The following is a 19,572-nucleotide window of genomic DNA, read 5'->3' on the forward strand; positions in this document are numbered from 1 at the left end:
CTATTCAAGCAGGGGGCTCTGTTACAGAGCGGCAGATGGCGGGCGATAATGGAGGCAAGCCAATGAAGATCAAGTTGACCAAAGTATACGTGGATGACCAGGAAAAGGCTCTGGATTTCTACACCGAAACGCTCGGCTTTACAAAAAGGGCCGATTTCAGCAATGGGCCGTTTCGCTGGCTGACCGTCGCATCACCCGACGAGCCGGACGGGACCGAGCTGCAACTCGCGCTCAATGACAACCCGGCTGCAAAAGCCTACCAGCAAGCCATTTTCCAGCAGGGCCAGCCCGCGGTCATGTTCTTCACCGAAAACGTCAAGAGCGATTACGAGCGCATCAAAGCGCGCGGCGCCGAGTTCACGATGCCGCCGACCGAAGTAACCGGCTCGATCATCGCCCAGCTGAACGACAACTGCGGCAATCTCGTTCAAATCACCCAGCTGGCGCGCTGGTAAGGCAAGCGTTCAGTGGCGTGGCTCCCTGGCGAGAGCCGCCAAACGGGCCGCCCGATCCGCTCGGTTCGTCTTCAGAGGAGGTCTCAATGGATTGGAACAAATGGGTTCGGCAGATCCACCGCTGGCTGTCGATTATCTTTGCGGCGGTCGTCGCCGCCATCTTCATCAGCCTGGGAGTAGGCAAGGAACCCGCCTACTGGGTGTACCTCTTGCCGCTGTTTCCACTCGGCTTGCTCCTGCTTACCGGTCTGTACATGTTCGTGCTGCCTTACGCTCCCAAGTGGCGCCACGCCGGGGGCACCGGCGCATTGGAGTGAATGCATGGCCGACAAGACGTCCATCAAGTCAGCGGCGGTCGTGAAGAAGCCCGCCGCAAAGCCTACAGCGGCCAAGCCTGCAGCCGCCAAGCCGGTCCTCCTCGCAGGCGGCAACCCGCAGATCCCGAAGGGTGATGGTGACGCTCCTGTGCAGGCCTACATCGCGGCCATGCCGGGCTGGAAACGCGACGTCGGGCGCCGCCTCGACGCACTCGTCGAGCGCAACGTTCCCAACCTGCGCAAGGCCGTCGAATGGAACTCGCCCTTCTATGGCGTAGAGGGTCAAGGCTGGTTCCTCAGCTTCCATTGCTTCACAAAGTACATCAAGCTGGCTTTCCTCCGCGGCGCGTCGCTGCGTCCCGTCCCACCCGGCGAGTCCAAGCACAAGGACGTACGCTACCTCGACATCCGCGAGGACGACCAGCTCGACGAAGCTCAACTCACCGACTGGGTAAAGCAAGCCAGCCAGTTGCCTGGCGAGCGAATGTGAGTGGGAATGCCAGTCATCCCGGCAAACCCGGTGCCGACTAGCGGTATTCATGTGACGGGCGAGCGGCAACAACCCTAGGGAAAGCGACAATGATGATGAAGAGTGGCTCGATGGAAGGAAATGCAGAGAGCTCTCCCTCTCAGCTGATCGATGCGAGGATCAGTGAGCTGGGCGATTGGCGAGGCAAGACGCTTTCCCATGTCCGCGCTCTCGTCAAGCAGGCTGACCCGGAAGTGGTCGAGGAGTGGAAGTGGCGAGGCGTTCCGGTGTGGTCGCACGCCGGAATAATCTGCACCGGCGAGACCTACAAGAGCGTCGTGAAAGTGACCTTCGCAAAGGGCGCCTCGCTGCCGGACCCTTCAGGCCTGTTCAACTCCAGCCTCGAAGGCAACACCAGGCGCGCCATCGATATCCGTGAGGGCGAAGACATAGATGAGAATGCGTTCAAGGCGCTGATACGCGCTGCTGCCGCCCTGAACACGGCCCGATAGTCAGCTCCGGCCGATATGGTCGGCTAGCGGGCCGAGAGCGGCGAGCAAAGCTTCGCCGGTGGCTTGCGTCGCGTTCTCATGCGGCGCGCGCAGGTTCAGCCAGCGTCTGTCGCCGGACCGTACCGCCAGCACTGCCTTCATCGCAGCGATGAGGCCGGCGTCCTGGATGATTTTGCGGAACGCCTTGATGGCGGCATCCGCGTCAGTAATGTCCTCTCCCGCCAGCGTTGCGTCGTAGAGGGCCCGGATCGCTGCCGCATTCAGATTGACCGTCGCCGAGATGCACCCCGCAGCACCGTTGGCGAGGCCTTTCGTCAGCTGTGCTTCCGAGCTCGGAAACACCGCGACCCTTGGGGCTGCCGCAATGACCGCCGCGGTGTTGTTCCAATCGCCGGCGCTGTCCTTGTAAGCTACCACGACATGCGGAAACGCTTCGCTCAGCCGGGCGGTCAGCGCCGGGCTCACCGGTACGCCGGAATTCTGCGGGATGTGGTAGAGGATCATCCTCATCGCCGGCTTCGCCACCCGTTCGATCAGCTCGCCATAGTAGCGGGCCTGGCCGTTGTCGCCGGCGGCCGTATAGAAGAACGACGGCAGCACCATCACCCCGGCACAGCCGAGACCGACCGCATGCGCCGTCAGCTCGACGGTTTCGGCAAGTGCTGTGACACCGGTGCCGGGCATCAGACGGCTTGGCGAAATACCGGCCTCGACCAGCCACTCCAGCGCTTGCATGCGCTCGCGCAACGAGACGGACAAGGCCTCGCCCGTGGTGCCGAACGGCGACAGGAAATGCGCTCCCTGATCCAGCACCCACTTGGCGTGTGATATCCAGAGGTCGCGGGCAATACGGCCGTCGTTTTCAAACGGCGTCAGGATCGGTGCGATGGTTCCTTGTGGGCGGATCATGTGCGTCCTTCTACGGGTGAAAATCGGTGCTGTGCTCAAAGCCGGCATCAAGAATGTCGAGCAAGCTACATGAAGCAATGTTGCTGAGTACCGGCCGTTCGGCCTCGAAAGCAAGCGGCTCGCGCATAGGCGCGCGATTGTGATCGGGCGGCGGTTCTGAGGCTCTCGAGGTAAATCCTTGTCACGGGAGAACCTCGTCCGGCCGAAAGGGGGGTGACAAACGAGTTCTGCTGTTTCATCAATGCCGCCTTTTGAGGAGAAGCCCATGCGGAGGATCGGTGTCGGCATTATCGGCTGCGGCAACATTTCGGATGCCTACCTGAAGGCATCGCCACAATTCCCGGTGCTCGATATTGTCGGCGTTGCCGACATCAACCCTACGGCGGCCGAGGCCAAGGCAGCGGCCTACGGCCTGGCTGCCATGCCGGTCGACGCGCTGTTGGCCGATCCGCGCGTCGAGATCGTGCTCAACCTGACGACGCCGCAGCATCATGTGCCGGTCGGCTTGCAAGCTGTCGGGCAAGGCAAGCACGTTTACTCCGAGAAACCGCTGGCGACGACGCTCAGTGACGCCGAGCGGCTGGTCGCGGCCGCGCGCCAACAGGGCGTGCGCATCGGCTGCGCACCCGACACCTTTCTTGGGGCTCCCACCAGACGGCGCGGCGGCTGGTCGATGAGGATACGGTTGGGACCATCGTCGCCGGCTCTGCCTTCATGCAGGTGCCCGGCCACGAACTCTGGCATCCCAATCCGGATTTCTACTATCAGCCTGGCGGTGGGCCAATGCTCGACATGGGACCGTACTATCTGACCTGCCTGGTCAATCTCCTGGGTCCGGTAAAATCGGTGACCGGGCAGGCGAAGTCATCCTACGCCACCCGCACCATCGGTTCTGGACCGCGCCAGGGCGAAACCATCCGGGTCGAGATGCCGACCCATATTTCCGGCCTGCTCGCATTCGAGAATGGCGCCGCGGTCTCGATCACCACCAGCTTCGACGTCTGGAAGCATGAACACAATCACATCGAACTTTACGGAACCACGGGCTCGATGATCGTCTCCGATCCCAACCAGTTCCAGGGCGACATCAGGACCAGCCAGCGCAAGGGCGACTGGACGGTGGCCGATCAGATCCATTCCTATGGCGACGGCAACTACCGGGGCCTCGGCCTTGCCGACATGGCGCAGGCGATCGTCTCCGGCAGGCAACACCGCGCCAGTCTCGATCTTTCCCTCCATGTCCTGGAAATCATGGAATCGATCATCTCTTCAGCAGAGACAGGGCAGCGTGTCGATCTCAGATATGGCTGCGCCCGGCCGGCACCGATGCGCGCCGACCTGCCTTTCGGAATTCTGGGATAGGGAATAATGCAATGAGCAAGACGGCACTGATTTTCTGGGGCGGCTGGGAAGGTCACACCCCGGCCCGAAGCGCCGAAATCGTCAAGGAGATGCTGGCCGGCAACGGCTTCGACGTGCAGCTGGAGCGGGGGACTTCAGCGCTTGCCGATCCGCAGCTGGGTAAGCTCGATCTCATTGTCCCGGTGATCACCATGTCGACCATCGAAAAGCCGGAGCTGCAAAACCTGACCAGCGCCGTCGGGGCCGGCACCGGCCTTGCGGGCTTTCACGGCACCATGTGCGACAGCTTCCGCAACGAACCGGAATATCAATTCATGACCGGCGGCCAGTGGGTCGCCCACCCCGGCAACATCATCGACTATCGCGTCGACATCACCAGGCCAGACGATCGGGTCATGCAGGGCATCGACGGCTTCGCCTACCGTTCGGAGCAGTATTACATGCATGTCGATCCGACCAACGAGGTGCTGGCGACGACTACTTTCACCGGCGAACATCTCGATTTCATCGCCGGCGTCGTCATGCCGGTCGTCTGGAAGCGCCGCTACGGCAAGGGCCGCGTCTTCTACAGCGCGCTCGGCCACACCGCCGACGAGTTCGCCGTGCCGCAAATGCGCACGATGTTCGAACGCGGCGCGATTTGGGCCAGCCGAAACTCGGACCTTGCGTAGCCGTTCAATCTGAACGCCACGTATCGTTGTAATCTTTTAAAGGGCGGCCACCCGGACGCCGACACAGGCACTGGACTGCAATTGACTGCCATGGTAGCATCCAATACACCACGGTCATCGGAAAATTCCGCAGCTGGAGGTCGAATGGAGCAGACGTGGCGATGGTTTGGCCCGAGCGACGCGGCAACGCTTGCCCACGCGAGGCAGGCCGGCGCGACCGGCATAGTGACGGCATTGCACGACATCCCTTACGGCGAAGTGTGGCCGATCGACGCCATCAGGCAGCGTCAGGCGCTTATCGAGGCGGATCCGGCGATGGGCCTGAAATGGAGCGTCGTCGAGAGCGTCCCCGTGCACGAGGACATCAAGCTCGGCCGCGGCGATCTCGACCGGCTCTACGACAATTTCAGGCAGACCTTACGCAATCTCGGCGCCTGCGGTGTGCGCACGGTCTGCTACAACTTCATGCTGATCCTCGACTGGACCCGGACCGACCTAGCTGCGCCGCTGGCGGGCGGCGGACGGGCGCTCCGCATGAACATGCACGAGCTTGCCGCGTTCGATTTCTACATGCTGCAGCGCAAGGGATCGGAGCGCGACTATGCGTCCGATGTTCTCCAGCGGGCGAGCGAATGGTTCGAGACGACGCCGGATACGTCAAAAGAGCGTCTGCTCGCCAACATCATGGCCGGCCTGCCGGGCGCCTTCAAGCGCTACGACATAGCAGAATTGCGCGATGTGGTGGCCGAGCAGTCGAGCCTGTCGCACGACCGGCTGCGCGAGAACCTTGTCCGTTTTCTCGAAAACGTGCTGCCGGCGGCCGAAGAGGCGGGCGTCACGTTGGCGATTCACCCGGACGATCCGCCGCGCGATCTCGTCGGCCTGTGCCGCATCGTCAAGAACGCGGACGACATCGCCTTTATCCTGGACGCAGTGCCATCGGCTAATAGCGGCCTTACCTTGTGCACGGGGTCGCTGGGCGCCAACCCGGCCAATGACGTGCCCGCCATCGCCAGGCGCTTTGCGCACAAGATAAACTTCGTGCATCTGCGCAACGTCAGCAAGGACCCGGACGGCTCGTTCATGGAATCCGAGCATCTGAGCGGCGATGTCGACATGGTGTCGGTGGTCTCGATCTTGCTCGACGAGCAGCAACGCCGCCGCGACGCCGGCGAACCGGCGGCGCTGCTGCCGTTTCGTCCGGATCATGGCCACGAGCTGATCGATGATGCCGCGCGGCACACCCATCCCGGCTACCCCGTGATCGGCCGTCTTCGCGGCCTTGCCGAATTGAGAGGCGTGATGACGGCGATTGCCCATCAGCGCGGCTACCGGCTGCAATGACGGCGCCCCGCCTGCTCTGCGTCGGCGCGCTCACCTACGACACGATCTTGCGCCTCGATGTCCTGCCCTCCGGCGCCGGCAAGTTCCTGCCAAGCGAGGCCGTGCAGATCGCGGCCGGCATGGCAGCAAGCGCCGCCGCGTCGGCCAGCCGCCAGGGCGGGCAGGTCTGGCTATGGGCAAGCGTCGGCGACGATGCCGTCGGCCGCGATGTCATCGGCCAGATGGAGGCGGAGCGGGTCGACTGTTCGCTGGTGCGCAGGGTTGAAGGCGGCCGCTCGGCCATTGCCACGATCCTGGTTGATGCCGCCGGCGAGCGTATGATTGTCCCGTTCTACGATGCCGTCACGCAAGCCGATCCGGACCGTCTTCCGCCGGCGGATTTTTCCCGCTTCGACGCCGTGCTGGTCGACGTCCGCTGGCCCGGAGCCGCCGCCCTGGCGCTGGCGAAAGCTCGTGAATACGGCATTCCGGCGATCCTTGACGCCGATGTCGCATCGCGACCGGTGCTCGACCGGCTGCTGCCGCTCGCCTCGCATATCGTTGCTTCACTGCCTGCGGCACGCATCCTGTGCGGCCCGGAGATATCCGCCGGTTCTGCCGTCGCCATTCTCGGCGAACGGATCGGCGCCTTCGTGGCCGTCACCGATGGGGCGAACGGCACCGCGTTCCGGCACCCGGGCAGCAACGTCCGTCATCTGCCATCGCCGCGGGTCGAAGCCGTCGACACCCTGGCGGCAGGCGACGTGTTTCACGGCACCTTCGCTCTCGGTCTGGCCGAAGGTTGGGACGAAGAGCGCGCCATAGCAGTGGCCAGCGCCGCCGCCGCCCTGAAATGCCTGCGCTTTGGCGGACGTCTTGGCGCACCGACGCGCGCGGAAACGCTGGCTTTCATGCAAGGATCGACATGATGCCGAACACGCTTGGGCCGGCTCGGTGGAAAGAGCACGTCAAGTGGCGCCGATCGACTACCATAGTAGTCACTGGGCAGCTGTTCGTGGGAGGACAAAATGGCTGAATTCAAAAAACGCGCACTCGTCACCGGGGCAGCCATGGGCATCGGACGTGCTGTCGCCGAAAGACTGGCCGAGCAAGGCATCGACCTGATCCTGTTCGACCGGGCGGGCGATCAGCTGGACGAGGTCGCGGCACAGCTTTCGGCGCGCGGCGTGACCGTGCGCACCGTGCTTGGCTCAACCGCCGACACTGAAGCGTGCGGCCGCGCCGTCGAGCTTGCCCGGTCCGCGTTCGGCGGGCTCGACATGCTCTCCCACAATGCCGGCATCCAGCGTTACGGAACGGTGGAGACCACGGACGAGGCGCTTTGGGACGAGGTGATGAACGTCAACCTGAAGGCTGCCTACCTGCTCTCCCGCGCGGCGATGCCGCTGCTCCGCCAAAGCCGCGGTGCCATAGTCCATATGAGCTCGGTGCAGGGTCTGGCCAGCCAGGAAGGGGTTCTGGCCTACAGTACGGCCAAGCACGGCCTGATCGGCCTGGTAAAGTCGATGGCCGTCGACTATGCGCCGCTCGGCGTGCGCGTCAATGCCGTCGCTCCGGGCGCGGTCGACACACCGATGCTGCGGGATGCGGTCAAGCTCAACGATAAGCCCGACGAGATCCTGCGTATCCTCGACAATATGCATCCGCTCGGCCGTACCGCCCAGCCGAAAGAGATTGCCGCAGTCGTCGCCTTCCTGCTGTCCGACGATGCCTCTTTCGTCACCGGCGAGGTCGTGCGCGTCGATGGCGGCCTGCTGGCGCGCATCGGCGGTTCTCCGCGCAAGGAATAACGCCGGCGCTGCTGCTTGCGCAGGCATTTCATGAACGGCTTGAAGCTGCAGAGCCTTTAAGGGGATTGCCGATGGCAGGGCTTTTGGGAATGCGGACCATCACCGAGGGGCGGCTGGGCGAAACCGGCCCCGGCGCTTCAGTCGCGGCCAGAACGTTCGAGGTTTTGCTCGACCAGATTCTGACCTTCCGCCTGAAGCCGCACGAGCTGATTTCCGAAAAGGCGATGTCGGAAGCCCTTGGCGTGAGCCGCACACCGGTCAGGGAGGCGCTCGCCCGGCTGGCCGGTCTTGGCCTGATCGACATCTATCCCCAGCGCGGCAGCATGGTGGCGCCGCTGCGTATTGCCGATCTCGAGAAATCGCAGTTCCTGCGCGAAGCGCTCGAAGTCGGCCTGATCAAACGCGCCGTCGAGAGCCCGCGCCTTGCCGACCTGCTTGCCGCGCTCAAAGGCGAACTAGCGGTCCAGGAGACGTTCGCCTCCATCGCGGACGACAGGCGCTTCTTCAAGTCGGACGAGCTGTTCCACCAGCACATCTCCAGCCATGCCGGGTTTCCGGGAATCTGGGCCGACATCAGCGCGGCGAAGCTGCACATGGACCGCTTCCGTTTCCTGTCTTTTCCGCGCCTCGACAGCATGTCGGTGGTCCTCGGCCAGCATCGGCGGATTGTCGATGCGCTCGAGCAGGCCGACGCGCTTGCGGCGGAAGAAGCAATGCGAACGCATCTTCGCCGCATTTTCGAGGTGCTCGAAATCGTCCAGGAGCGCTATCCCCATTACTTCGAGGCAGACGGTAGTGTGAGCCCGCCGTCAGCTGGCTCAATCCAAGCCTGAGCCTTTCTTGCGCGCTTCCGAGGGCGTCTTGGTCTTGCTGCCGGATTTGTCGGAAGCTGGCTCGGCTTTGCGATTTTGACCCTCGCCGCCTTGCTCCTTGCGGAGCTGCTTTTCCACTACCGATCGCGATCCTTCCGCCGGGTCTTGTTCCGGATGAGTATCGGTTCCCGTCATGTCGGCTCCTATCCATTTTGATCAATTGCGTGTGGCGTGGGCTGACCTGCGCCGCCGGTTCTGTCGCGCCCGATCATCAGCCAGGCGGCGAACAGCACGACCAGTACGACAACGATCCAGGCGACGAGACGAGGCATCGGGCCTCACTTCCCCCGCCGCTTGCTGCCGCGTGCCTCCGGATCGGCGCCGGCCTCGACCGTTGGATCGGGCACGACCGGTCCGCGTTCGGCCTCGGAACCCTCAGCTTCGATCTCCTGCACGGCCTGATCCCAATGCTCGCGCTCGCGCCCTTGCGGACGGCCTTCGCGCTCCCAGATCTCATGGGCTCGCTGCCTGATACGCTCTTCCCTGTCCATGGCCTTTGCCTCCTCATCCCCTAATCCGGCGATCGCTGGTTTGTTCCGCGGTGCCAGCGCCGTTCATCGCGGTTCAGTTGACGTGATCACCCAGCGCTCTAGATCAAACTTCACGGCGAAGTCGCTCGGTGCGGGGAGAACAATCGTGTGGCAGCAACGCTACAAGCACGTATTGTAAATGCCGTTACAGCCGTCGGTGTTCGACCAGGCCACCCATGCTTGCTGCTGATAATGTTTGTACTGATGGCCTGCTCGCCTTCCGGCCAGGTCGAGCAGCAGTCGAAAACCGCGGCTTCCGCCACACAGACCGCATCGCTGGTCCTGGAGAGCTGGATCGCTGGGAAAGCCCCGTCGGAATACACGTCGCGCACTTTGCAATCGGTCGGCAAGGCGCTCGCCGATGCCGGTGCGCAAATCCAGTCCGCCAAGTCGCCTGAGCCCAGCGGGCAAGCCGGTCTGACGATGGCGGTTGGACGGCTTTCGGCAGCGGCAATGCGCGCCGCGACGGCCGTGCAGAACGGCAACCGCTCGGAAGTGGAACACGCGCAGCAGGATCTTCGGGCCGCCGCCGCCGATCTGAGCACGTCCAACGCAAAATATTTCGCGCCGAAATCATGAAGAAGCTGCTCGAAATATCGCTCGGCGTCGTCACCAGCGTTGGCGGCTTTCTCGAGGTCGGATCAATGGCGACCGCAGCTCAGGCCGGCGCGGCGTTCAGGTTCCAGCTGATATGGGCCGTCGTCCTGGGCACGATCTGCATCATCTTCCTGGTCGAAATGGCCGGACGCTTCGCCGCCGTTAGCCATCACACCATCGCCGACGGGATCCGGGAACGGTTTGGCTTCAACGCCTTTCTGTGGCCGTTGCTTGCGACCTTGCTGGTCAACTTCCTGGTCATGGCAGCCGAAATCGGCGGTGTTGCCATTGCGCTCGAGCTCGCCACCGGCATCGGCTTTCAATGGTGGGCGCTGCCGGTCGCGTTTCTGGCATGGCTGTTCCTGTGGAAAGGCACGTTCGGATTCATCGAAAAAGGCGTCGCGATCCTCGGGCTGGTCACGCTGTGCTTCGTGGTTGGCGCAGTCATGCTGAAGCCCGATTGGGGGCAGGTCGCAGCCGGGGCCGTGCCAACACTGCCGGATCACGACGCGGCCAACTACTGGTTCATGGCGGTCAGCATTCTTGGTGCGTCGATCTCGCCCTATCTGTTCATGTTCTATTCGTCGGGAGCGATCGAGGACGAGTGGGATAAGAGCTATCTTGGAGCCAATCGGGCCATTGCCGGCCTGGGCATGAGTTTTGGCGGCACGATCGCTATCGGTGTATTGATTGTGGCGGCGCTCGTTCTGGCAGCACACGGCATAGAGCAGGTCGACGACTACCACCAACTGCCGCTGATGCTGCTTCCGATCTTCGGTTTCTGGGGATTTGTCCTGTTCGTTGCTTCACTAGGCATTGCCTGCTTCGGTGCCACGCTCGAAATCGGCCTGCAGCAGGCCTATCTTGTGGCGCAGGGTTTTGGCTGGACCTGGGGCGAGAACCTGAAACCGCGCGACGACCCGGGTTTCAGCACCGTTTATACGATCTCGTTGTTTCTCGCCGCCATTCCGATCGCGCTGGGCCTCGATCCGCTGAAGCTCACCATCTTTTCCATGGCGCTGACGGCCGCCAGCCTGCCGTTGACAGTGGTGCCGTTCCTCTTCCTGCTCAATGACGAGCGTTATGTCGGCGAGCACCGCAATGGCACGATCGCGAATGCCGCGGTCATCTTCATCATCGCGCTCGGTTTCGTGCTCGCGATCGTGACCATTCCTTTGCAGATATTCGGAGGCACGTGATGGAGTTGCTGCGCGACATCCTGGACAAGCAAGTGGTCGACCGCGAGCAGGTCAAGATCGGCAAGGTTGACGGGCTGGTGGCCGAGCTCAGGCCAGGCAAGCCGCCTAAGATCGTTGCGGTCGAGCTCGGCTCGATCACGCTGGCGCGTCGGCTTGGCGAGCGGCCTGGCCGCTGGATGGCGCGGCTTGCGGCAAGGCTCGGCGGCAAGCGCCATGCCGAGCCGCACCGCATCGCCTGGAACAAGGTGCGCGACATCGGCGTCGACATCGAGTTCGATATCGACGTCCGCGAAACGGCGATTTTCGACTGGCAGGACTGGCTGCGCGATCGTGTCATTGGGCGTATTCCGGGAGCTGGATGATGGCCACTATCAATCTCGAGCAATTGGCTGGCAGGAATGTACTTTCGCAGCGCGGCAAAAGCATCGGCCGTATCGAGGAGATACGCGCCGAACCGGATGGCGACGACCTGGTGATTACCGAGTACCATGTCGGCATCCACGCGGCCTTCGAGCGTCTGTCCGCTTCGGCCATCGGCATTGCGGTCCTCGATGTCTTTCGACTGCGCAGTCGCGACAGTATGTACCGCATCCCCTGGGACAAGCTCGACATCTCCGATCCGGCGCAGCCGCGGTTGTTATGCACGAAGGAAGAACTTTCCGCTATGAAGGGGAGCATCGAGGGCGATAAACCGGAATGAACGATACTTTCCCGCCATCGGAAAATGGGGTCCAGTGAAAGTCCTGGTTACCGGTGCCACCGGCCTGATCGGTGCCTCCGTCGTGGCACGCCTTCTTTCCGAAGGGCATGAGGTAATCGGAGTGGTCCGCAGCCCCGGCGCAAACCGGACCGGCAATTATCAATTGCTGGTGCTGGACATGGCGGTGGCGCTGCAGCCCGAAGACTGGCTACCGCATCTCAGGCGTATCGACGCCGTCGTGAATTGTGCCGGCGTCCTGCAGGACAGCCCCCGCGAAAAGACGCGCGAAGTCCATCGCGATGCGGCGGCAGCACTCTTTCTGGCCTGTGCGCGGGCCGGGGTTGCCCGGGTGATCCACTTCTCGGCGATAGGCGTCGATCGGGCGCAGCCTTCGACATTCTCGGCGACGAAACTGGCCGGCGACCAGGCGCTTATGGCGCTTGATCTGGATTGGGTGGTCCTGCGCCCGTCCGTGGTGCTCGGCCGGCCGGTGTTTGGGGCCAGCGCATTGTTTCGGGGTCTCGCCTCGCTGCCGGTGCTGCCCTCCATGCCCGGCACCGGCCGGCTCCAGGTGGTACTTCTCGACGACGTGGTCTCAACAGTCGTCCTCCTTCTCGATCCCGCCAGTCCGTCTCGCGTCGTGCTGGAACTTGTCGGTCCCGAACAGCTGAGCATGGACGAGGTCGTCGGTAGCTATCGCCGATGGCTCGGTTGGGCTCCGGCAGCCAAGTTTGTCTTGCCGGCGGCTGTTGCAAAGCTTCTCTACCGCCTCGGCGACCTTGCCGCGATGTTCGGCTGGCGCCCACCGATGCGCACCAACGCGGCCAGGGAGATCGCCCGAGGAGCGGTTGGAGATCCCTCGGACTGGACCGCCGCGACCGGCATACGCCCGCAAACCCTGGCGGGCTTCCTCGCGCTCAATCCGGCAACGGTGCAGGAAAAATGGTTTTCCCGGCTGTACTTCATCAAGCCGGCGATCTTCGTCGTCCTGCCCGTCTTCTGGATCATGACGGGGATTGTGTCGCTGACCACCGGCTACGTCAGCGGCGTCGATCTGATGAAAAGCACGGGGGCCGGCATCTTGTCGGCGCCGACCGTGATCGCCGGTGCTCTTGCCGACATCGTCGTCGGCACGCTCGTTGCCTGGCGGCCGGCGACGCGAAAAGGCCTCTATGGCGGCATCGCGCTCTCGCTCTTCTACCTGGTCGTCGGAAGCTTCCTGAGTCCTGATCTGTGGAACGACCCGCTTGGGCCGTTCCTCAAGGTGTTGCCGATCCTGGTGCTGCACTTTGTGGCCCTGGCAGTGCTGGAGGAGCGTTGATGCTCTATTTCCTGCTGAAATTTCTGCATGTCATCGGCGCATCCGTGCTGCTTGGCACCGGCGCCGGTATCGCTTTCTTCATGCTGCTCGCCCACAGGACCGGCAATGCCGCGACGGTTGCGGCGGTGGCGCATATCGTCGTCGTCGCCGACTTCCTTTTCACGGCGACGGCCGTGGTCGCGCAACCTTTGACCGGAGCCGCGCTCGCCTGGCAGGCCGGCTACTCGCTGTCGGAGGGCTGGATCGTACTTTCGATCGCGCTTTATATCTTCACCGGAATGTTCTGGCTCCCGGTCGTCTGGATGCAAATGGAGATGCGCAAGCTGGCAGCGCAGGCCGCCGGTGCCGGAGCGCCGTTGCCACCACGCTATCATCGGCTCTTCTGGCTATGGTTCGCCTTCGGCTTTCCCGCCTTCGCCGCCGTGCTCGGAATTTTCTGGCTGATGATCGCGCGGCCGGCGATCGAGTGGTGAAGACAAGCCGCGGACAATTGCCGCGGCTTGTGCTTCGGTCCAGCGTTGCTTCGAGCCCCGAATCCGGGACTGAAGCTAACTCTTGGCGGTCTCTCCCGCCTCACGCAGCCTGGCGTATTGCAAGGTGACGCCGCGCAGATTCTGCTTCAGCCAGTCGGCCATTTTCTCTTCTTCGCGGAGATTCTGCTGAAGAGAGTTGGTTGCCTGACTAAACCCTCCGGCCTCGGCGAGTACGAGCAACGAGTTGTAAGCGGCGATCTCGTAATTTTCGAATGCAAAGTTGGCGAAGCTGTTCTTGAGGATTTCGTCGCCGGCTACGGAATGTCCCATCGCAGCCATGCTGCCGACCATCGACATAGCCGTATCCTTCAATGTGGAATGGTCCTCACCGAGGCCATCCAGAATGGATTCCAGGCGGGCGATCTGCCCTTCGGTCTCCGTGATATGCTGCTGCAGGCGGTCGGCGACCTGCGGATAGTTCTCGATCCGCTTGACCTGAGGTTTCATGATCGACAGTGCCTGGTTCTCCATGGCGTGAGCGTTGCGCAGCCCGACAATGAAGATCGAGCGGGTTTCGGAATTGACATCGGTATCCATAGGACTTCCTCGCGATTTGACGTGTAGAACCAAACCGTGGCTATGCCGATTTGTTCCTGGCGAGGCGTTGCAGTTAACCCTGCTCTTCAAGAAATGCTGCAATCGTGTCATTTCAGCGAATAGAGGTAGGCCGCGATATCCCGCGCCTCCTGCTCGGAAATTCTGGTCGAGGGCATTGCCGTGTGCGGATTGACCTCCCTTGCGGCGCGTATCCAACGGACCAGGTTCTCCGGCTTATTGCGCAAGACGCCGCCGATATAGACCCGGGTAGCCAAGTCGGCATCCAGGCGCGGCCCGACCAACCCTTGCGCGCCGGGAACGCCGCTGATCGTGTGGCATCCAGCACAGCCATTGGCCATCATGATGGGTATGGCGCGGGCGCCAACACCGCCGGTTGCATTGTCGGCCTTCTGCTCCACTCGACGGCTTTGCTCGAAGTACAACGCGATCCCGGCCAGAACTGCAACGAGCACGACAATTGCCGCGGCGCCGAGGATGGACCCGGACGGAGTGAAGCGCGGTGTGGCGCGCACGCCAATGCTGCTGGTGGCATTGTCAGTCTCATAAGCGACCTGGCCGAGGCGCTCCGGCCAAAACGTCAGCGCCGCCCAAGCTGCGGCCAGCACGGCAATTACCGCCCCAGCACCAATGACCAGCTTAGACAGCGCGGAGCGCATGCGACACCTCCCATCTTCTCTGTCCACTTGCGCGAATCCACAGACCGGCCAGCAGCAACGCGGCTCCGCCATAAATCAGACCGGCAGGAACCCACATCACCAAGCCGGCGAGCTGCTGGTCCTCCAGCGCGCTAAGGTTCCACAATTCCGCGCCGGCGTCGTTTGCCGGATACCACAGCCTGGGCGAGACCAGCAGCAGTACCCCGAGCAGGCCGGTGTGCAGCGAGGTGAAGAAAAGGTGCATGACTGCGCTGCCATAGGCTTGTTCGCGGCCTGAGCGCGGCAGCAGCACCCACCAGAACAGCAGCCCCGTACCGAAGAAGCTCGCATGTTGCGCATAATGCAGGACACCCTCGGCAAGCGCCGCCTCGAACAGCGCCGGAACGTGCCATGCCCATATCGCGACGCCGTGCAGGAAGGTCGCGACTACAGGGCGGCTGACGGCGGCCCAAACGGTTCGAAGCACCTTCGCGTGCCCGGCTGCGCCAAATGCCAGCCGTAGCCTGATCGGCAATGCCCACATCATCGCCGCCGCCGGGCGGGAGGCGACCAGCAGGGGCGCCGCCACCGCCATCAATAGCTCGTGCTCGATCATGTGGGCGGTGAAGACGCGCTCGCCCAATGCATGGAGCGGACTGACCAGTGCGGCCGCCAAGATGGCCCAGCCGGCCGCGAACAGCATAGCCTGCCCTAGCCGCAACGGCCGGCTGCGGGCGCTCCGCCGCCACAGCCGAAAGGCGCCTGCCGCGTAAAGCAGTACGGCAACGGTTAGCGGCAGCGTGATCGGCAACGCCAGCGTCCAGCCGGCCTGCGGGGCGCCGGCACCGTAGCAGGTCGATGTCGAGAAGAGCGCGTCGGAGCTCATCGCAGGCAGCCGTCAAGAATGAGCGAGGCGGCGCCTTGCATGATGATTACCAGTGCAAACAGCACCGCGCTGAGAATGCCGATATTGGCGACGAAATCCTCCGTGGCGCGCGTACGATCCGGTTTAAAGGCGGCACCGCCTTGCTGGCGCGCCCGCCACGACAGCACGCCGCCAAGCAAGGCCAGCACTGTCAGCACCAGCGCAATGACCGGTATGAGGGGAATGCCGTGCGCGCACTGCCACTCCACGAACGCGTAATTCAGCTGCGTCGACACCGCCCAGGCCAAGGGCCCGGACAACAGCCCGCCCCATGATGTGCCCAAGCGAAGCGCACGCATCTCAGTCAAGCCTCGGCATCCAGTAGATCAAAAGATAGATCGGGATCCAGGTTGCGACCACGAAATCCCAGTAGAAGACGTTGTCGCCAACGTCCCCGAAACGCCGGCCGCTATAGCCATGGCGCGTGAACATCAGGGCCGTCAGCACCAGCGTGTCGCCGACGTCGGTAATCAGATGCGTTGTGTGAAGGCCGAGCAGCACCCACAGCATTGAGCCGTACGCATTGGTATCCCAATAGATGTTGAGGGCCGGAAATTCGAACCACCGCACGACAAGCGGTGCGATACCGAGCAGCGACATGACGATCAGGCCGATGCGCACGGGCACCATGGCACAGGCTTCCGCGTAGCGGTTCAGTATGTGGTTGGGCACCACGCTTGCGAGCAGCAACAGCGTGACGATGGTGCCCGGCCAATGGTTGGGCGGCGGCACGCCCAATGGCCATTCGGGCGACAGATAGGCGAGGTAAAGATAGGCGCCTGCGGCAAGCGCGAAGCCGGTGCCCTCCAGCGCCATGAAGGCGAGGGTGCCCCACCAGGTCGGGCTGCGCGGTCCGAGTCCGAAGGTCGGGAGGTCGGAAAGATCGGCGGCAGGACGCTGTTTCATTCCTCATCCTCCGGATCGCCTTTCGGCCAGAACCAACCGATCAAAGTGATGGCGATCGGCCCCGCTCCCCAGACCACTGCCCAAGGGCTGAAGATTGAATAGAGAAAGGTGGCGCCGATCGCGAGCGCAGCGAACAATGGCCAGATCGACGGCGTCGCCGACTTCTCGCGCACATGGGGATGCGCCTCAGCCACGGTCGAAATAACAAGTTCGCGCGCGTCGACGCGAAGCCCGGTCGCGACAGGCAGCGTGTCACGTTCGGCCCAGAGCGGCTCGGCGTTGCTAACCACCGGAATCCGAGCGAAATTATAGCTCGGCGGCGGAGAGCTCGTCGCCCATTCTAGCGTGCCTGCATTCCAGGGACTGTCCCCGGCCGGGGCGCCCCTCGAGGCGCTGTACACCAGGTTTATAGTGAACAGAACGAAGCTCAGGAACAGGACGACCGCGCCGGCTGTGATGAACAGGTTGATGTTGCCCCAGCCGAGCTCAACCGGATAGGTGTAGACCCGGCGCGGCATGCCCCACAGACCGACAATGTGCATCGGAAAGAACGCCGCATTGAAGCCTATGAAGGCAAGCCAGAAGTGCCAGCGTCCGAGACGTTCGCTCATCATCCGGCCGGTGATCTTGGGGAACCAGAAATAGGTCGCGCCGAGCAGCGGGAATACCGACCCGCCGATCAGCACGTAATGGAAATGCGCGACCACGAAATAGGTGTCGTGCACTTGCAGGTCCAATGGCACCGACGCCAGCATCACGCCGGTCAGGCCGCCCGCGACGAACGTGAAGAAGAAGCCGAACACGAACAGCAGCGGCGTCCTGACTATCGGCTTTCCGTCCCACAATGTCGCCAGCCAGCAGAAGATCTGCAGCCCGTTCGGGATGGCAATCAGCATGCTCGATGCCGTGAAGAAGCTCGCGCCGAGCTTTGGCAGGCCCGTTGCGAACATGTGATGGACCCACAGGCCGAACGACAGAAACCCGACCGCAATCAGCGACAGAACCATGCCTAGATAGCCGAATACCGGACGCCGGGCGAAAGCGGCAATGATCGAGGACACCATGCCGGTGGCCGGGAGGAAAATGATATAGACTTCGGGGTGGCCGAAGAACCAGAACAGGTGCTGGAAGAGCAGTACGTCGCCGCCCTCGGCGGGATTGAAGATATGGGTGCCGACCAGGCGGTCGAGGATCAGGAACGTCGACGTGATCATGACCGCCGGCATAGCGAATACGATCACGAAAGAGGTGACCAGCATCGCCCAGACGTAGAGCGGAATCTTATCCAGCGACATGCCCGGCGCGCGTTGCTTCAGCACGGTGACGATGGTGGCGACCGCGACCGCCAACGATGAAACTTCGGTATAGGTGATCATCTGCGCCCACACGTCGGAGCGCTTGCCTGGCCCGAATTCAGGACCGGACAGCGGCACGTAGGAGAACCAGCCGACGTCGGGTGCCATGTCGAGTGCAAACGACACCCAGGCGAAGAGGCCACCCGAGAGATAAATCCAGAAGCTGAATGCATTGAGGCGCGGGAAGGCGATGTTACGGGTGCCGACCATCAGCGGGACCAGGTAGATGCCGGTTGCCTGAACGATCGGCACCGCAAACAGGAACATCATCGTTACGCCATGCATGGTGAACAGCTGGTTGTAGCGATCGGGCCCGATCAGCCCGCGCTCCGGCCCCGACAGTTGGATGCGCATGGCAACGGCACTGAGGCCACCGAGGCACAGGAACAGGAAAGCGGTGACCAAGTAGCGCCGCGCGACAATCTTGTGGTCGACGCTCGAGAGCGCGCCGATGACGCCCGGAGCCGTCTGCCATGTCCGCGCCAGCCAGCGGTCAAGGCTGGCGTCGTCGAGGCCGGTATCGCGAGGTCCGTCGCGCTCGGGAGCCAGGTCACCCTTTCGCGCCGCGGGGCCTTGCTGCGCGAGGTTCCGCTCATGGGCCAGGTCGGCGCTGCTCATTTCAGGCCCTCGAGATAGGCTACGATCGCATTCAATTCGTCCCCGTTCAGTCCAACGACGGGCATGTGGGCACCTGGCTTGATCCCTTGCGGATCGGCTATCCAGGCCCCGAGATTGCCGCGGCTCATAGCCAGCGTTCCGGCAGCGAGCGTCCGCCGGCTTGCGATATGGGTGAGGTCGGGAGCGACCGTACCGCCCGCGATGGTGCCGCCGATCTTGTGGCACATCACGCATGGCCGTTTGAGGAACAGGTCGTGGCCGGTTTTGGCTTCGGCCAACACGGGGGCGGCGGCCGGCCGCAGTTGGTCGTTCAGCCACGCGTCGAAGACGGGCCTTGGTTCGGCGACGATGAAGGTGCTCATATTGGCATGCTGCGCGCCGCAGAACTCGGCGCACTGCCCGCGATAGACGCCGGGCTTGTCCGCCTTCAGGTTGAGAACGTTCTCGTGGCCTGGAATGAGGTCCAGCTTGCCCGAGAGGTTCGGCACCCAGAAGGAATGGATGACGTCTGTCGAGGTCACTACGAGCCGCACCGGCTCGCCCGCCGGGATGTGGATTTCATTGGCGGTCGTCAGGATGCGGTTCGGCTGATCGTTTTCGTAGCGCACCTCCCACCACCATTGATGCCCGGTCACCCGGATCGTCAGCGCCGCATCCGAGCCGATGGCGGCGAGCGTCCGGTTAGAGAAGTAGCTCATCAGCGTCAGGCCGACCAGGATCAGGGCGGTAGCAGCGAGTGCGGCAACGACAATTCGCATCTTGCTGCGCTCGGCGGCAGCATCGAGGACAAGCGGATCGCCCGACGGCGCCGCGCGCCGGGCCAATGGCACGATCAGCACGGCCATCACCAGAAGCCAGACCACCGTGCAGAGTGCTGTGAAAAACCAGATCAGCCATGCGAGCTCGCCAGCTGCCGGACCCTTTGGGTCGAGCGCGGATTGCCAGCCGCTGCATCCTGCGAGGAGCAGCATGCAGGCTGCGCCGCAGCACACCC

26 protein-coding genes and 1 pseudogene are annotated in these 19,572 nt (G+C 63.1%); 16 read left to right on the forward strand and 11 right to left on the reverse strand.

What is annotated here, in order from left to right; genetic code table 11:
* Positions 1–62: 62 nt before the first annotated feature.
* The 4 genes from AC0L2Y_RS00120 to AC0L2Y_RS00135 all read left to right on the forward strand — a co-directional run bounded on the left by AC0L2Y_RS00120 (position 63) and on the right by AC0L2Y_RS00135 (position 1,753).
* Complete coding sequence (locus AC0L2Y_RS00120) at positions 63–455, forward strand: VOC family protein (protein ID WP_473553656.1); 393 nt, start codon at positions 63–65, stop codon at positions 453–455.
* A gap of 86 nt (positions 456–541) precedes the next feature.
* Positions 542–772 carry a hypothetical protein gene (locus AC0L2Y_RS00125; RefSeq protein ID WP_473552803.1) on the forward strand — a complete coding sequence of 77 codons (231 nt, stop codon included), beginning with the start codon at positions 542–544 and terminating at the stop codon, positions 770–772.
* 4 nt (positions 773–776) lie between these two features.
* Positions 777–1,262, forward strand: coding sequence for a DUF1801 domain-containing protein (locus AC0L2Y_RS00130; RefSeq protein WP_473552805.1), 486 nt, complete (start codon positions 777–779; stop codon positions 1,260–1,262).
* A gap of 92 nt (positions 1,263–1,354) precedes the next feature.
* Complete coding sequence (locus AC0L2Y_RS00135) at positions 1,355–1,753, forward strand: DUF1801 domain-containing protein (protein ID WP_352488582.1); 399 nt, start codon at positions 1,355–1,357, stop codon at positions 1,751–1,753.
* Here AC0L2Y_RS00135 and AC0L2Y_RS00140 read toward each other — a convergent pair whose 3' ends face one another.
* Positions 1,754–2,662 carry a dihydrodipicolinate synthase family protein gene (locus AC0L2Y_RS00140; RefSeq protein WP_473552808.1) on the reverse strand — a complete coding sequence of 303 codons (909 nt, stop codon included), beginning with the start codon at positions 2,660–2,662 and terminating at the stop codon, positions 1,754–1,756.
* Positions 2,663–2,927: 265 nt separating this feature from the next.
* Between AC0L2Y_RS00140 and AC0L2Y_RS00145 the strand changes: the two are divergent.
* From AC0L2Y_RS00145 to AC0L2Y_RS00170, 6 genes and pseudogenes are all read left to right on the forward strand, one after another.
* A pseudogene (locus AC0L2Y_RS00145) lies at positions 2,928–4,024 on the forward strand (Gfo/Idh/MocA family protein).
* Positions 4,025–4,035: 11 nt separating this feature from the next.
* Positions 4,036–4,695 (forward strand): ThuA domain-containing protein, encoded by a 660-nt coding sequence (locus AC0L2Y_RS00150; RefSeq protein WP_473552810.1) that lies wholly within the window; start codon positions 4,036–4,038, stop codon positions 4,693–4,695.
* Positions 4,696–4,839: 144 nt separating this feature from the next.
* A complete protein-coding gene (gene uxuA / locus AC0L2Y_RS00155; RefSeq protein WP_473552811.1) occupies positions 4,840–6,039 on the forward strand; it encodes a mannonate dehydratase in 1,200 nt (399 codons plus the stop codon).
* Complete coding sequence (locus tag AC0L2Y_RS00160; protein ID WP_473552814.1) at positions 6,036–6,947, forward strand: PfkB family carbohydrate kinase; 912 nt, start codon at positions 6,036–6,038, stop codon at positions 6,945–6,947. Before uxuA ends, AC0L2Y_RS00160 begins: the two co-directional genes overlap by 4 nt.
* Positions 6,948–7,046: 99 nt before the next feature.
* Positions 7,047–7,829, forward strand: coding sequence for an SDR family NAD(P)-dependent oxidoreductase (locus AC0L2Y_RS00165; protein WP_473552816.1), 783 nt, complete (start codon positions 7,047–7,049; stop codon positions 7,827–7,829).
* A 71-nt stretch (positions 7,830–7,900) separates the two neighbouring features.
* A complete protein-coding gene (locus AC0L2Y_RS00170; RefSeq protein WP_473552819.1) occupies positions 7,901–8,662 on the forward strand; it encodes a GntR family transcriptional regulator in 762 nt (253 codons plus the stop codon).
* Here AC0L2Y_RS00170 and AC0L2Y_RS00175 read toward each other — a convergent pair.
* The 3 genes from AC0L2Y_RS00175 to AC0L2Y_RS00185 are packed head-to-tail and all read right to left on the reverse strand — an operon-like array spanning position 8,648 to position 9,192.
* Entirely contained in the window at positions 8,648–8,836 is a 189-nt protein-coding gene (locus tag AC0L2Y_RS00175) for a hypothetical protein (protein WP_473552820.1), read from the reverse strand. The two genes, AC0L2Y_RS00170 and AC0L2Y_RS00175, sit on opposite strands and share 15 nt — an antisense overlap.
* Before the next feature lie 8 nt (positions 8,837–8,844).
* Positions 8,845–8,973: a hypothetical protein gene (locus AC0L2Y_RS00180; protein WP_352669826.1), complete on the reverse strand. Its 129-nt coding sequence runs from the start codon at positions 8,971–8,973 to the stop codon at positions 8,845–8,847.
* Positions 8,974–8,979: 6 nt separating this feature from the next.
* The gene (locus AC0L2Y_RS00185; RefSeq protein ID WP_473552822.1) at positions 8,980–9,192 is read right to left on the reverse strand and encodes a DUF2934 domain-containing protein; all 213 of its coding nucleotides are present in this window, start codon (positions 9,190–9,192) and stop codon (positions 8,980–8,982) included.
* A 219-nt stretch (positions 9,193–9,411) separates the two neighbouring features.
* Between AC0L2Y_RS00185 and AC0L2Y_RS00190 the strand changes: the two genes are divergently transcribed.
* The 6 genes from AC0L2Y_RS00190 to AC0L2Y_RS00215 are packed head-to-tail and all read left to right on the forward strand — an operon-like array spanning position 9,412 to position 13,521.
* Positions 9,412–9,810 carry a hypothetical protein gene (locus AC0L2Y_RS00190; protein WP_473552824.1) on the forward strand — a complete coding sequence of 133 codons (399 nt, stop codon included), beginning with the start codon at positions 9,412–9,414 and terminating at the stop codon, positions 9,808–9,810.
* Positions 9,807–11,027, forward strand: coding sequence for an NRAMP family divalent metal transporter (locus tag AC0L2Y_RS00195; RefSeq protein WP_473552826.1), 1,221 nt, complete (start codon positions 9,807–9,809; stop codon positions 11,025–11,027). Before AC0L2Y_RS00190 ends, AC0L2Y_RS00195 begins: the two co-directional genes overlap by 4 nt.
* Positions 11,027–11,389, forward strand: coding sequence for a hypothetical protein (locus AC0L2Y_RS00200; protein WP_352488444.1), 363 nt, complete (start codon positions 11,027–11,029; stop codon positions 11,387–11,389). Before AC0L2Y_RS00195 ends, AC0L2Y_RS00200 begins: the two co-directional genes overlap by 1 nt.
* Positions 11,389–11,727: a hypothetical protein gene (locus AC0L2Y_RS00205; protein WP_473552829.1), complete on the forward strand. Its 339-nt coding sequence runs from the start codon at positions 11,389–11,391 to the stop codon at positions 11,725–11,727. Before AC0L2Y_RS00200 ends, AC0L2Y_RS00205 begins: the two co-directional genes overlap by 1 nt.
* Positions 11,728–11,761: 34 nt before the next feature.
* A complete protein-coding gene (locus AC0L2Y_RS00210) occupies positions 11,762–13,048 on the forward strand; it encodes an SDR family oxidoreductase (RefSeq protein ID WP_473552831.1) in 1,287 nt (428 codons plus the stop codon).
* Positions 13,048–13,521 (forward strand): DUF2269 family protein, encoded by a 474-nt coding sequence (locus tag AC0L2Y_RS00215; protein WP_473552833.1) that lies wholly within the window; start codon positions 13,048–13,050, stop codon positions 13,519–13,521. The genes AC0L2Y_RS00210 and AC0L2Y_RS00215 overlap by 1 nt, the downstream gene beginning before the upstream one ends.
* A gap of 75 nt (positions 13,522–13,596) precedes the next feature.
* Here the strand turns inward: AC0L2Y_RS00215 and AC0L2Y_RS00220 are convergent, their stop codons facing one another.
* From AC0L2Y_RS00220 to coxB, 7 genes are all read right to left on the reverse strand, one after another.
* Positions 13,597–14,118: a ferritin-like domain-containing protein gene (locus tag AC0L2Y_RS00220; protein WP_473553657.1), complete on the reverse strand. Its 522-nt coding sequence runs from the start codon at positions 14,116–14,118 to the stop codon at positions 13,597–13,599.
* A gap of 107 nt (positions 14,119–14,225) precedes the next feature.
* A complete protein-coding gene (locus AC0L2Y_RS00225) occupies positions 14,226–14,795 on the reverse strand; it encodes a c-type cytochrome (RefSeq protein WP_352660279.1) in 570 nt (189 codons plus the stop codon).
* Positions 14,776–15,660 carry a cytochrome c oxidase assembly protein gene (locus tag AC0L2Y_RS00230; RefSeq protein ID WP_473552836.1) on the reverse strand — a complete coding sequence of 295 codons (885 nt, stop codon included), beginning with the start codon at positions 15,658–15,660 and terminating at the stop codon, positions 14,776–14,778. The genes AC0L2Y_RS00225 and AC0L2Y_RS00230 overlap by 20 nt, the downstream gene beginning before the upstream one ends.
* The gene (locus tag AC0L2Y_RS00235) at positions 15,657–15,998 is read right to left on the reverse strand and encodes a hypothetical protein (RefSeq protein WP_352661283.1); all 342 of its coding nucleotides are present in this window, start codon (positions 15,996–15,998) and stop codon (positions 15,657–15,659) included. The genes AC0L2Y_RS00230 and AC0L2Y_RS00235 overlap by 4 nt, the downstream gene beginning before the upstream one ends.
* Position 15,999: 1 nt before the next feature.
* The gene (locus AC0L2Y_RS00240) at positions 16,000–16,605 is read right to left on the reverse strand and encodes a cytochrome c oxidase subunit 3 (protein WP_473552839.1); all 606 of its coding nucleotides are present in this window, start codon (positions 16,603–16,605) and stop codon (positions 16,000–16,002) included.
* Positions 16,602–18,578, reverse strand: a complete 1,977-nt coding sequence (gene ctaD / locus AC0L2Y_RS00245) for a cytochrome c oxidase subunit I (protein WP_473552842.1) — start codon at positions 18,576–18,578, stop codon at positions 16,602–16,604. Before ctaD ends, AC0L2Y_RS00240 begins: the two co-directional genes overlap by 4 nt.
* On the reverse strand, positions 18,575–19,549 hold the full coding sequence (gene coxB / locus AC0L2Y_RS00250; RefSeq protein ID WP_473552843.1) for a cytochrome c oxidase subunit II: 975 nt from the start codon (positions 19,547–19,549) through the stop codon (positions 18,575–18,577). The genes ctaD and coxB overlap by 4 nt, the downstream gene beginning before the upstream one ends.
* Positions 19,550–19,572: the final 23 nt, after the last annotated feature.

It is taken from the genome of Mesorhizobium sp. WSM4830 (assembly GCF_055811495.1).

What these genes read in the sequence shown, in the direction of transcription:
- AC0L2Y_RS00120 (WP_473553656.1), top strand. Translation starts at nt 63, where the DNA reads ATGAAGATCAAGTTGACCAAAGTATACGTGGATGACCAGGAAAAGGCT.
- AC0L2Y_RS00125 (WP_473552803.1), top strand. Translation starts at nt 542, where the DNA reads ATGGATTGGAACAAATGGGTTCGGCAGATCCACCGCTGGCTGTCGATT.
- AC0L2Y_RS00130 (WP_473552805.1), top strand. Translation starts at nt 777, where the DNA reads ATGGCCGACAAGACGTCCATCAAGTCAGCGGCGGTCGTGAAGAAGCCC.
- AC0L2Y_RS00135 (WP_352488582.1), top strand. Translation starts at nt 1,355, where the DNA reads ATGATGAAGAGTGGCTCGATGGAAGGAAATGCAGAGAGCTCTCCCTCT.
- AC0L2Y_RS00140 (WP_473552808.1), bottom strand. Translation starts at nt 2,662, where the DNA reads ATGATCCGCCCACAAGGAACCATCGCACCGATCCTGACGCCGTTTGAA.
- AC0L2Y_RS00150 (WP_473552810.1), top strand. Translation starts at nt 4,036, where the DNA reads ATGAGCAAGACGGCACTGATTTTCTGGGGCGGCTGGGAAGGTCACACC.
- uxuA (WP_473552811.1), top strand. Translation starts at nt 4,840, where the DNA reads ATGGAGCAGACGTGGCGATGGTTTGGCCCGAGCGACGCGGCAACGCTT.
- AC0L2Y_RS00160 (WP_473552814.1), top strand. Translation starts at nt 6,036, where the DNA reads ATGACGGCGCCCCGCCTGCTCTGCGTCGGCGCGCTCACCTACGACACG.
- AC0L2Y_RS00165 (WP_473552816.1), top strand. Translation starts at nt 7,047, where the DNA reads ATGGCTGAATTCAAAAAACGCGCACTCGTCACCGGGGCAGCCATGGGC.
- AC0L2Y_RS00170 (WP_473552819.1), top strand. Translation starts at nt 7,901, where the DNA reads ATGGCAGGGCTTTTGGGAATGCGGACCATCACCGAGGGGCGGCTGGGC.
- AC0L2Y_RS00175 (WP_473552820.1), bottom strand. Translation starts at nt 8,836, where the DNA reads ATGACGGGAACCGATACTCATCCGGAACAAGACCCGGCGGAAGGATCG.
- AC0L2Y_RS00180 (WP_352669826.1), bottom strand. Translation starts at nt 8,973, where the DNA reads ATGCCTCGTCTCGTCGCCTGGATCGTTGTCGTACTGGTCGTGCTGTTC.
- AC0L2Y_RS00185 (WP_473552822.1), bottom strand. Translation starts at nt 9,192, where the DNA reads ATGGACAGGGAAGAGCGTATCAGGCAGCGAGCCCATGAGATCTGGGAG.
- AC0L2Y_RS00195 (WP_473552826.1), top strand. Translation starts at nt 9,807, where the DNA reads ATGAAGAAGCTGCTCGAAATATCGCTCGGCGTCGTCACCAGCGTTGGC.
- AC0L2Y_RS00200 (WP_352488444.1), top strand. Translation starts at nt 11,027, where the DNA reads ATGGAGTTGCTGCGCGACATCCTGGACAAGCAAGTGGTCGACCGCGAG.
- AC0L2Y_RS00205 (WP_473552829.1), top strand. Translation starts at nt 11,389, where the DNA reads ATGGCCACTATCAATCTCGAGCAATTGGCTGGCAGGAATGTACTTTCG.
- AC0L2Y_RS00215 (WP_473552833.1), top strand. Translation starts at nt 13,048, where the DNA reads ATGCTCTATTTCCTGCTGAAATTTCTGCATGTCATCGGCGCATCCGTG.
- AC0L2Y_RS00220 (WP_473553657.1), bottom strand. Translation starts at nt 14,118, where the DNA reads ATGGATACCGATGTCAATTCCGAAACCCGCTCGATCTTCATTGTCGGG.
- AC0L2Y_RS00225 (WP_352660279.1), bottom strand. Translation starts at nt 14,795, where the DNA reads ATGCGCTCCGCGCTGTCTAAGCTGGTCATTGGTGCTGGGGCGGTAATT.
- AC0L2Y_RS00230 (WP_473552836.1), bottom strand. Translation starts at nt 15,660, where the DNA reads ATGAGCTCCGACGCGCTCTTCTCGACATCGACCTGCTACGGTGCCGGC.
- AC0L2Y_RS00235 (WP_352661283.1), bottom strand. Translation starts at nt 15,998, where the DNA reads ATGCGTGCGCTTCGCTTGGGCACATCATGGGGCGGGCTGTTGTCCGGG.
- AC0L2Y_RS00240 (WP_473552839.1), bottom strand. Translation starts at nt 16,605, where the DNA reads ATGAAACAGCGTCCTGCCGCCGATCTTTCCGACCTCCCGACCTTCGGA.
- ctaD (WP_473552842.1), bottom strand. Translation starts at nt 18,578, where the DNA reads ATGAGCAGCGCCGACCTGGCCCATGAGCGGAACCTCGCGCAGCAAGGC.
- coxB (WP_473552843.1), bottom strand. Translation starts at nt 19,549, where the DNA reads ATGCTGCTCCTCGCAGGATGCAGCGGCTGGCAATCCGCGCTCGACCCA.